The 9,615-nt window shown below is 65.7% G+C and carries 10 protein-coding genes and 1 pseudogene; 6 read left to right on the plus strand and 5 right to left on the minus strand.

Features of this window, described 5'->3' with window-relative positions; translation table 11 throughout:
• Positions 1-794, plus strand: a 794-nt coding sequence (locus VFW69_RS20185; protein ID WP_526503877.1) for a carboxyl transferase domain-containing protein, incomplete at its 5' end; no start/stop codon positions are given.
• Between the two features lie 33 nt (positions 795-827).
• Here the strand turns inward: VFW69_RS20185 and VFW69_RS20190 are convergent.
• From VFW69_RS20190 to VFW69_RS20210, 5 genes are read right to left on the minus strand one after another with little or no spacing between them, the layout of a single operon-like run.
• On the minus strand, positions 828-1,871 hold the full coding sequence (locus tag VFW69_RS20190) for a TIGR03857 family LLM class F420-dependent oxidoreductase (protein WP_526503879.1): 1,044 nt from the start codon (positions 1,869-1,871) through the stop codon (positions 828-830).
• The gene (locus tag VFW69_RS20195) at positions 1,868-2,248 is read right to left on the minus strand and encodes a nuclear transport factor 2 family protein (protein ID WP_526503881.1); all 381 of its coding nucleotides are present in this window, start codon (positions 2,246-2,248) and stop codon (positions 1,868-1,870) included. Before VFW69_RS20195 ends, VFW69_RS20190 begins: the two co-directional genes overlap by 4 nt.
• Positions 2,248-3,393 carry a PHB depolymerase family esterase gene (locus tag VFW69_RS20200; protein ID WP_526503883.1) on the minus strand — a complete coding sequence of 382 codons (1,146 nt, stop codon included), beginning with the start codon at positions 3,391-3,393 and terminating at the stop codon, positions 2,248-2,250. Before VFW69_RS20200 ends, VFW69_RS20195 begins: the two co-directional genes overlap by 1 nt.
• Before the next feature lie 13 nt (positions 3,394-3,406).
• Positions 3,407-5,029, minus strand: coding sequence for a flavin-containing monooxygenase (locus VFW69_RS20205; protein ID WP_526503885.1), 1,623 nt, complete (start codon positions 5,027-5,029; stop codon positions 3,407-3,409).
• Positions 5,022-5,474: a nuclear transport factor 2 family protein gene (locus tag VFW69_RS20210; protein ID WP_526503887.1), complete on the minus strand. Its 453-nt coding sequence runs from the start codon at positions 5,472-5,474 to the stop codon at positions 5,022-5,024. The genes VFW69_RS20205 and VFW69_RS20210 overlap by 8 nt, the downstream gene beginning before the upstream one ends.
• A gap of 84 nt (positions 5,475-5,558) precedes the next feature.
• On the opposite strand from VFW69_RS20210, the gene VFW69_RS20215 reads away from it, so the two are divergent.
• From VFW69_RS20215 to VFW69_RS20235, 5 genes and pseudogenes are all read left to right on the plus strand, one after another.
• On the plus strand, positions 5,559-6,566 hold the full coding sequence (locus VFW69_RS20215; RefSeq protein ID WP_526503889.1) for a Rieske 2Fe-2S domain-containing protein: 1,008 nt from the start codon (positions 5,559-5,561) through the stop codon (positions 6,564-6,566).
• On the plus strand, positions 6,563-7,192 hold the full coding sequence (locus VFW69_RS20220) for a cysteine hydrolase family protein (RefSeq protein ID WP_526503891.1): 630 nt from the start codon (positions 6,563-6,565) through the stop codon (positions 7,190-7,192). Before VFW69_RS20215 ends, VFW69_RS20220 begins: the two co-directional genes overlap by 4 nt.
• The gene (locus VFW69_RS20225; protein ID WP_526503892.1) at positions 7,189-7,809 is read left to right on the plus strand and encodes a PaaI family thioesterase; all 621 of its coding nucleotides are present in this window, start codon (positions 7,189-7,191) and stop codon (positions 7,807-7,809) included. The genes VFW69_RS20220 and VFW69_RS20225 overlap by 4 nt, the downstream gene beginning before the upstream one ends.
• A gap of 8 nt (positions 7,810-7,817) precedes the next feature.
• Positions 7,818-9,470, plus strand: a complete 1,653-nt coding sequence (gene mig, locus VFW69_RS20230) for a medium-chain acyl-CoA ligase Mig (RefSeq protein ID WP_526503894.1) — start codon at positions 7,818-7,820, stop codon at positions 9,468-9,470.
• 36 nt (positions 9,471-9,506) lie between these two features.
• Positions 9,507-9,615, plus strand: a pseudogene (locus tag VFW69_RS20235) (acetoin dehydrogenase); the annotation flags it as partial.

Below are 9,615 nucleotides of genomic sequence, written 5' to 3' on the forward strand. Positions count from 1 at the left end.
CGTATTTCCCGCCGAGCGCATGGTCCTACCCGTCGTCACGGCCCGCGGACGAGGCCAGCCGGCCGCGGCAGACGCCGGAATTGCTCGACATCGTGTCGCGGGACAATCGCCGCGTCTACGACATGCGGGCCGTGCTCGACGTGATTTTCGACAGCCCCGACTGGTTCGAGGTGCAGCCGCAGTTCGGCAAGGCGATCATCTGCGGGCTTGCCCACCTCGGCGGCCACCCGGTCGCCGTAGTGGCCAACCAACCTCAGGTGCTCGCCGGCTCCATCGACGCCGACGCCGCCGACAAAGCCGCGCACTTCATCATGGTGGCCGACTCGTTCCACCTGCCCATCGTCTTTCTCGCCGACAATCCCGGCATGCTGCCCGGCAGCCGCTCCGAGCGCAGCGGTGTATTGCGCGCCGGGGCGCGGATGTTTGCCGCGCAGACCGCCGCCACCACGTTGAAGCTGCATCTAACGCTGCGCAAGGCATATGGGTTCGGGTCCATGGTCATGTCGCTGTTGGGCTTCGACCATCAGGTCGCGACCTTCGCCTACCCCGGCGCGACGATGGGCGCCATGAGCGCCGCGGCACTCAGCCGCGCGTCACACGCCGGCGAAGATCTCTCGGTCAAGCTGCGCGACGCCGAGCTCCAGGCGTCCTTCCGGTCGGCTGAGCACATGGGGTTCGACGAACTCATCGATCCCCGTGAAACACGTGACGCCCTGCTCGCTTCCTTGAAGCGCGGCCTGTCCAGCAGACAAGCCCCCGCCGAACCGGTGACCCGGACCGTCATCATGCCGTGAGTGGCCCCGCGCACCGTCACGCCACAACTGAAGCTAATCCGCGGCGCGGTAAGCCGCGACGACCGGCTCGAGCTCGTCGGGTGTGGCACCGTGCATGATGACCGCGTCCGCCCCGTAATCGAATTCCTTGCGGATGCGGTCCACGCACTGCTGCGCTGACCCGGTGGCCGACGGCTCCAGCCATTCGTCGGGAATCAGCGTCGCGATGTGCTCGATTTGCTCGGCTGTGCCCTTGTGATCGATTCCGCCCGCGACCGAGTTGACCACTGAATCTTCCCGGAATCGTTGCAGCACAGCGGGATCCCAATTATTAGTCTCGACGAGCAGGTCGCCGTAGCCTTGCAGATAGGTGGCCAGACGCGCCACGGTCTTCTTCAGCCGGAGTTCTTCGGGGAGATGGTCACCGACGGTGGCGAAGCACGACCACACCCGCACACTGTCCGGGTCGCGGCCCGCCTTCTCCGCTGCCGACTTCACCGTTTTGACACTGCGCTGCAAGGTCTCCGGGGTGAAATAGGTGTGCAGTATGACGTCGTCGAACACGCGTCCGCCGAGCGCGAGCGTGTTGGGCCCAAAAGCCACCACTGCCAGCCGGATACCCTCGTTGAAGTCGGGATCGAGGAACAGGATGGGGTACTTGCCCATCGGGCCGTCGTGATTGAAGATCAGCTCACCGTGCCACAGCCGGCGCATTACCTGAGCCCAGTCCTCCATCTGCGCCGTCGTCACCGCGGGGATGCCGAAGGCCCCGTAGATCGCGGCGATGCCGCGGCCAACACCCAGGGTGAACCGGCCGCCGGACAGGCGATGCATCGTGGTCGCCCAGGACCCGGTGATCAGGGGATGACGGGTGTTGTGATTGGTTGCCGCGGTGGCGATTTGCATCCGGTTGGTGACCGCGCATGCCGCCCCGACCAGAGACGACGCCTCTTTGACGTTCCAACGCTCGGAGATGAAGGCGGTGCCGAAGCCCAGTTCCTCACCGCGACGGGCCTCGTCCATCAACGTCGCCGGGCCCTCCCCACCGGCACCGGCCAGCAGGTAGAAACCCAATTCATCAAGCGGACGGTCAGTCAATTCCAAACTCCTTGCTGGTAACCGCAGTTCCAAACCTCGGTTATCTTGCCATCAACGACGCGGAACACCTCGATGCTGGCGATGTTGGTCTCGGTACCGTCCTTAGCGGTTATCGCCGAGTCGTAGACGATGGCGACGTGCTCGCCGTCGTCGCCCTCGACGACGACGTTGAGATCGAAGTGCAACGAATCGGCCAGCTGCCACATGTCCACCACCCGCTGCACCGCTTCGGCGTGAGTCAGCGTACGCGCCCCGCCGACCTCGTGCCGAATCACACTGTCGGCCAACAGTTCATCGGCCAGGTCGATATTGCGTTCATTCCACACGACGAGGTTGTAGAGCTCGACCACCGCTCGCGCGGTCCACGTGGGCGCCATCAGTCGGGCACCGCACCGTCTGCTTGTCGCACGGCCACGGTGCGCAAAAATTGGTCGATGATGCGCTGCACGCGCCGGGAGAAGATGTGCCCGACGTGGCTTCCGTCGTACCAGTACAGCTGGCCGCCCCAGCGTTCCTGCAACGCATTGGCGGGCTCGCGCATCGCCATCCGGTCGTGCCACGCCCCGACGATGAGCCGGCGATCCGGCGGCGGAGACGGAGTCACCGCCAACGGGTCGATCACCGAGGTCAGCTGGGTGACCACCGGGGATTCCAGCAACTCGCGGAATCCGTCGCGCGACGACCCCCACCGCTGCAGGTGCCGCGCGATCATCGCGTTGAGCCCCAGGATCGGCGTGCACAGCGCGACCGCGTCGATCTGCTTCTCCAGGTGGGAAACCAGCGCGGCCACGGGAGTGCCCATCGAAATTCCCGCCACCACAACGGCGGTGGCTTGCGGCTGGACCCAACGCACGACCGCGCGAACCTCGGACACCGCGCGCATCATGCCCGCCACATTGCCCAGCGGATCCATGTCGGGATAGACCGGCCATTGGCGTCGCCGGCAGCCGTGGCCGGGCTGCACCGGCAGCGCGACATTGAACCCCAGCTTGTGATGGATGCGTCCGATCCGGGACAACAGTAGGTCTTCGGTGCCGCCCTGGCCGGCCCCGTGCACCCAGACCAGCCATGGGCGGGGCCCGTCGCGGTGCCGACACAGACGCACCACCGCTCGCGCCGGGCCGCCCAGTCCGTCGGCCTCCAGTGCGGCCGGCAACGTCGGGTCGTGCTCGAAGGCCATACATTCATACGCCAGACCCGCGATGCTGCGCTTGCGTATCGAGGCCGCCCGCAACGGTTTCGGATCAGCGTGCGCCCGGTCGATGCCCAGCGACGAGAGCTCGTCGGCCGCCGCGGTACACGCATCCAATTGCCGCATAGCGGCGGGACTTCCGCTTAGCAGTGAAAAGGCGCTCAGCACCAGTTCGTCGAGCATCGCCTCACCGAACTGACGCGCACCGCGTGGCGATAGGGGGGCCCAGCCGGTCGACTCCCGCAGGCCGGCCACCGTGCGCGGCATCAGCATGCCCAATTCGCGGGCCACATCTTGAGCCAGGCCCAGTCCGCTCATTGCCGTCGCCATGTCGCTCACCTTGCTAAGCCAGTTCGAAACCGGTGTATCCGCCGGCCGCGATTTCATCGCAGCGGCGCCGATATTCGGGTATGCCGCCGGTATAACCCATGTACATCCGTTTCTTGCCCGGCACGTTGCCACCGTTGTACCAGGAGTTGCAGGACGGGTGAACCAACACTGTCGGCGCAACCAGCGCTGTTGTGTGATCGATCCACTCCTGCTGAGCGGTGCTCAGCGCCTCGATGGTGCGAATGTCGTTGGCGCGCAGATACGCGATGCAGTCACCGATCCACTCCACGTGCTGCTCGAGGGCGGCCACGAAGTTCGTGGCGGCGCTCGGGCTGCCCGGACCCTGAACCGTGAAGAGGTTCGGGAAGCCGGCGACCGCAAGGCCCAGATAAGACAGCGACCCTTCGGTGGCCCAGAATTCGCCGAGCGAAATTCCACCGCGACCCCGGACGTCGATCCGGCTCAGCGCACCGGTCATCGCGTCAAACCCGGTGGCGTAAACGATGACGTCAAGATCGTGCAGTTGATTCTCGGTGCGGATGCCGGCCTGCGTGACCTCGCGGATCGGCGACTTTCGTAGGTCGACCAGGGTGACGTTGTCGCGGTTGAAGGTCTCGTAGTACCCCTGATCGATGATCGGGCGCTTACACGCAAAGGGATGCACCGGTACCAACGACGCGGCGGTGTCCGGGTCCTTGACGATGCGGGCCACCGCCTCGCCGTACAGTGTCGCGGCCATCAGGTTGGCTTCGATGTCGAAGAAGATGTCACCCCAGTTCAGTGCGCCCATGACGCCGTTCTCCTCGATGGCACGCAGCTGTTCTTCGCGCGTCGCCGACTTCAGCGGCGGCCTGCCGAGCATGTCGAGCAGGACGGAGAACGCGCTCAACCGGGCCGCCCCGATCGGGTGGGCGCGTTGGGCGGCCCGGATGTCGCCGTAGCGCGCCTTCATGTCGTCGAGTTCGCCAAGTTCGAACCGATGCACCCGCCAGGGCAGGGTATAGGCGGGCGAACGCTGAAACACCGAAAGGTGCAAGGCTTCTCGGGCAACCACCGGGATGAGCTGGACGCCGGTCGAGCCGGTGCCGATGACGCCGACGCGCTTGCCGGTGAGGTCGACACCGCCGTCGGGCCAGCGACTGGTGAACAAAGACGTCCCGGCGAAGGTGTCCATCCCGGGGATGTCAGGTTCCAGCGGCACCGACAGAATGCCGGAGGCGGCCACGACGAACGGCACCCGAAACGTTTCGCCGGCTTCGGTGCGAATTAGCCACAGCCCGGCGTCTTCATAGAACGTCATCGCGACGACCTTGGTGCCGAATCGAATGTCGCGACGGAGGTCGAGCCGGTCGGCCACGAAGTTGAGATAGGCCTCGATCTCGGGTTGAGTCGGCATCGACTCGGTCCAAACCCACTCCTGCTCAATCTCGTCGGAGAAGCTGTACGAGTATTCGATGCTCTCGATATCGCACCGCGCGCCCGGATACCGGTTGAAAAGCCAGGTGCCGCCCACGTTTTCGGCCATCTCCAGCACTCGGGTGCGCATCCCGAGCTGCCGCAGCCGGTGCAGCATGTACAGCCCCGAGAATCCGGCGCCGATGACGAGAACATCAAGGGAGGTATCAGCCTCAGCCATCTTCACCACCGGTCATCTTCAAGATGGTTCGGGTAAGGTGCAGACTCTTGATCCGCCATGCACCGTCGCGCTTCTGGTAGGTCTCGTGGTAGTGGCCGGCGCCGTACAACTCGCGCCCGTCGCCGAAGATCAGCAGGTCCTCCATCGCCCAAATGCCAGTCGCGCTGGTGGCTGAGGTGAGCGTGAGCTCGGGCGTGTGACAGTGGTGCTTGGTTGCCACGTTCTCGAGGCCGCCCATCACCATCGGGACGAAGTTGTCGACGCCCTCGACCGGTGCAGCGGCCATGGGATCGGCACCCGCGGTGGACACAGCCATGTCCAGCGTGACGACCACATCGGTGGTGAACACTTCGCGCCACGAGCCGACGTCTTTGGTGTCCAGGAAGCGGCAGTAACGCGCCTTCAGTTGGCGGATGGCTTCCAGCTCGTCAGCCGCTGTCGTCATTTCACTCCTTGCCGGGCGCGGGCCGGACTGCTGAAATCTATACTGTAATGGATTTAGTATCAACGATCACGAGAGGCGTTGGCCGTGAAAGTCCCGTTCACCTGGAAAGTCACCGGCTGGTTCATGGTCGGCTGGTCTCCGGAGTTTCCCGTCGGCGAAGTCCGACCGCTGCAGTACTTCGGCGAGGATCTGGTGGCCTACCGGGATGAGCAGGGTGAGCTGCACGTCTTGGAAGCACATTGCAAGCACCTGGGCGCGCACATCGGTCACGGCGGCAAAGTGGTCGGCGACTGTGTCGAGTGCCCCTTCCACGGCTGGCGCTGGGGTCCGGACGGCACCAACCGATACATCCCCTATCAGCCGGACCGGCCCAACCGCGGGCTACGGCTCAAAGTGTTTCCCGTACGGGAGCAGTACGACTGCGTCTTCGTCTGGCACCACCCGGACGGCGAGGAGCCGCAATGGGAGATGCCGGACATCTTTCACAAGTTCCCGCAGTTCGAGACGGACCCGGCGTCCTATTACCGGGCATACCCGGAATTCTCCCGGCGCGCGGAGCGCGAACCGGTGCATCCGCAGATCGTGGCCGAGAATGCCCCGGACAGTGCACATTTCGAGTACGTGCACCACGCCACCGTGACTCCCAGGGTGCTGGATTGGAAGATCGTCGACCAGGAATGGCAATTCATTGCGGGCTGGCCCGATGCGCGGAGCGACAACCCCGAAGATCTCGCGTTGCGGTTCCACAGCCACTTGTTCGGCCTTGGCGGCGCGATCAGCGTCTTCGAAGGCGCGCAGAACCATCGGCTGATCTTCACCTGCACGCCGGTCGACGACGAATGCTCGGACCTGTTCTACTCGATCTGGTGGCCGCGGCTCCCCGGGGACGCCGCAGACGTTCCCGACGGCAAACTGCGGGAGGTCATCGAGAAACAGTTCCTGTCCACCGTGTTCGACGATTTGCAAATCTGGCGCTACCAGAAGTACGTGGAACACCCCGCGTTGTCGAAGGTTGATGCGAAAGGTTATATGGCGCTGAGAAAATGGGCGACGCAATTCTATGACGTCGCGCCGGTGGGCGCCCCCGCATGATGGACCGACTGGCCGGGCTCGCTGCACCGGAGCACACCGCGATCGTCACCCAGGAGTGCCAGGGCGCGGTCATGGGTCCCGACGCCGGACTGGCAATGCTCGCGGAGGAAGCCCGCCGCGAGGCGCTGCCCAACATCGCGCGCCTGCTGCCCGCGGCCCGGGCGGCCGGGGTGCGCATCGTGCACTGCCTGGTGCAGCGGCGACCCGACGGGCTCGGCTCCAACCACAACGCGAAGATCTTCGCGATGGGCGGCGGCAACCAGGTGGACATCACGCCCGGCACGCCGGGCGCAGAATTGCTGCCCGAATTGGGGCCGGGGCCTTTGGATTTGGTTTTGCACCGGTGGCATGGTGTGGGCCCGATGGGCGGCACCGATCTGGACGCGGTGCTGCGCAATCTCGGCGTGTCGACCATTGTCGTGGTCGGCGTTTCGCTGAACATCGCGATTCCCAACCTCGTCATGGACGCCGTCAACGCCGCCTACCGGGTGGTGCTCCCCCGCGACGCCGTGGCCGGCATACCCGCCGACTATGGTGCAGCGATGATCGCCAACACACTGTCGCTGCTGGCCACCATCACCAGCACGGACGACCTGATCCGGGCATGGGACGAAGGAACGCGATGACCGAAACAGCGCCGGAAGTTCGTGGCGGATTCCCCGACGTCAGACCCGTCGAGGACGCGCCGGAGGAACTGGGCCCGTTCATCGCGGCGCTGCGCCGTCTGCAGGACCTGACCGTGTCCACCAAGCCTGACCCCGCGCTGTGGGCCGCCGCGACCACGCACCTTGAGAACGCCTGCGCGCTGTTGGACGGCCACCAGGTCCCGGAGACCGAGGCGGTGGCCGGGCGGGTGCTGAGCCTGCCCGGGTTGGCCCATCCCCTGATGCCGCCCTGGATGGTGACCGAGTCCGGTCCCGACGGCGTGCGGATGGCCGGTCATTTCACCACCTCGCACATCGGCGGGAACCGCGCCGTGCACGGGGGCATGATCCCGCTGTTCTACGACTGGCTGTTCGGCATGGTCGTGACGACCGCCGACATCCGGCCGACCCGCACGGCCTACCTACACGTCGACTTCCGCAGCATCACCCCCATCGAGCAGCCACTGACCGCCCACGGCCGCATCGCAGCCGTCGACGGCAGGAAGATTTTCATTGACGCTACTATGATAGCCGCCGATGGAGCCCTGCTCAGCGAAGCCAACGGCATGATGGTTCGTTTGCTACCCCACCAGCCGTGAGAGGCACGATGTCCGACACCACAACAACATTCACGGTTCCGACCGTTGCGAAGGCCGTCGCCGCCGCAATCCCCGATCGGGAGCTGATCATCCAGGGAGACCGGCGCTACACCTACGGGCAGGTGATCGAACGCTCCAACCGGCTGGCCGCGTACCTGCACTCGCAGGGGTTGGGCTGCCACACCGAGCGCTCCGCGCTGAGCGGCCACGAGGTGGGCCAAGACCTGCTGGGGCTCTACGCCTACAACGGGAACGAATTCGTCGAGGCGTTGCTGGGCAGCTTCGAGGCGCGAGTCGCCCCATTCAACGTCAACTTCCGCTACGTGAAGAGCGAGCTGCAATACCTGCTGGCGGATTCCGGGGCGACCGCGCTGCTCTACCACGGCGCGTTCGCGCCGCGAGTGGCCGAGATCTTGCCGAATCTGCCACAGCTACGCGTGCTGATCCAGATCGCCGACGACTCGGGCCACGACTTGCTCGAGGGCGCAGTCGATTACGAGGCCGCCCTGGCATCGGTGTCCCCGGAGCCGCCGCCGGTGCAGCACTCCGCCGACGACCTCTACGTCCTGTACACCGGTGGCACGACGGGGATGCCGAAGGGCGTGTTGTGGCGCCAGCACGACATTTTCATGACGTCCTTCGGCGGCCGGAATCTCGTGACCGGCGAGCCGTCGCGCTCCATCGAGGAGATCGTCGAACGCGCCGCCTCGGGCCCGGGCACCAAGCTGATGATTCTGCCCCCGCTGATCCACGGTGCGGCCCAGTGGAGCGTGATGACCGCGATCACCACGGGCCAATCCGTCGTCTTTCCCACCGTCGTCGATCATCTGGACGCCGAGGACGTGGTGCGCACCATCGAGCGGGAAAAAGTCATGGTGGTCACGGTGGTTGGCGATGCGATGGCGCGCCCCTTGGTCGCCGCGATCGAGAAGGGGATCGCCGATGTGTCGTCGCTGGCCGTCGTCGCCAACGGCGGTGCGCTGCTGACCCCGTACGTCAAGCAACGCTTGATCGAAACGCTGCCGAACGCCGTTGTCGTCGACGGCGTCGGATCGTCGGAAACGGGGGCGCAGATGCACCACATGTCCACCGCCGGAGCGGTGGCGACCGGCACGTTCAACGCCGGGCCGGACACCTTCGTGGCCGCCGATGACCTGACCGCAATCCTGGAACCGGGCCACGAAGGGATGGGCTGGCTGGCGCAGCGGGGCTACGTTCCGCTCGGCTACAAGGGCGATGCGCCCAAGACGGCCAAGACATTTCCGGTGATCGACGGTGTCCGGTACGCCATCCCCGGTGACCGCGCGCGCCATGGCACCGACGGCTCCATCGAATTGCTGGGCCGGGATTCGGTGACCATCAACTCCGGCGGCGAGAAGATCTTCGTCGAGGAGGTCGAAACCGCGATCGCGTCGCATCCCGCGGTGGCCGACGTGGTGGTCGCCGGTCGGCCGAGCGAGCGGTGGGGCCAGGAGGTCGTTGCCGTGGTGGCGCTCGCTACGGGCGCCGGCGTCAAGTCCGGGGAACTGGTGGCGCACGCCGCACAGTCGCTGGCGCGCTACAAACTCCCCAAAGCGATCGTGTTCCGACCGGTCATCGAGCGCAGCCCGTCCGGTAAGGCCGACTACCGGTGGGCGCGCGAGCAGGCGGTGAATGGCTGACCGGCGATCCCGGCAGCCCGCTGTGAGGAGGCGTATACCAAAGCCTTTCTGCCACAACTCATCGAGGCGGGATCCTCCCGGCGCCCCTCCCGACTGGTGAATCTGTCCAGCGCCTTCGGCCTGACCGCGATTCCCTACCAAGGCG

Origin of the sequence: Mycobacterium sp. (assembly GCF_036273375.1) — a bacterium.
In the GTDB taxonomy this organism is placed as follows: domain Bacteria; phylum Actinomycetota; class Actinomycetes; order Mycobacteriales; family Mycobacteriaceae; genus Mycobacterium.

Coding starts and splice junctions, on each gene's coding strand:
- VFW69_RS20210 (WP_526503887.1), bottom strand. CDS start 5,474: ATGACGACAGCGGCTGACGAGCTGGAAGCCATCCGCCAACTGAAGGCG.
- VFW69_RS20200 (WP_526503883.1), bottom strand. CDS start 3,393: ATGGCGACGGCAATGAGCGGACTGGGCCTGGCTCAAGATGTGGCCCGC.
- VFW69_RS20195 (WP_526503881.1), bottom strand. CDS start 2,248: ATGGCGCCCACGTGGACCGCGCGAGCGGTGGTCGAGCTCTACAACCTC.
- VFW69_RS20220 (WP_526503891.1), top strand. CDS start 6,563: ATGATGGACCGACTGGCCGGGCTCGCTGCACCGGAGCACACCGCGATC.
- mig (WP_526503894.1), top strand. CDS start 7,818: ATGTCCGACACCACAACAACATTCACGGTTCCGACCGTTGCGAAGGCC.
- VFW69_RS20225 (WP_526503892.1), top strand. CDS start 7,189: ATGACCGAAACAGCGCCGGAAGTTCGTGGCGGATTCCCCGACGTCAGA.
- VFW69_RS20205 (WP_526503885.1), bottom strand. CDS start 5,029: ATGGCTGAGGCTGATACCTCCCTTGATGTTCTCGTCATCGGCGCCGGA.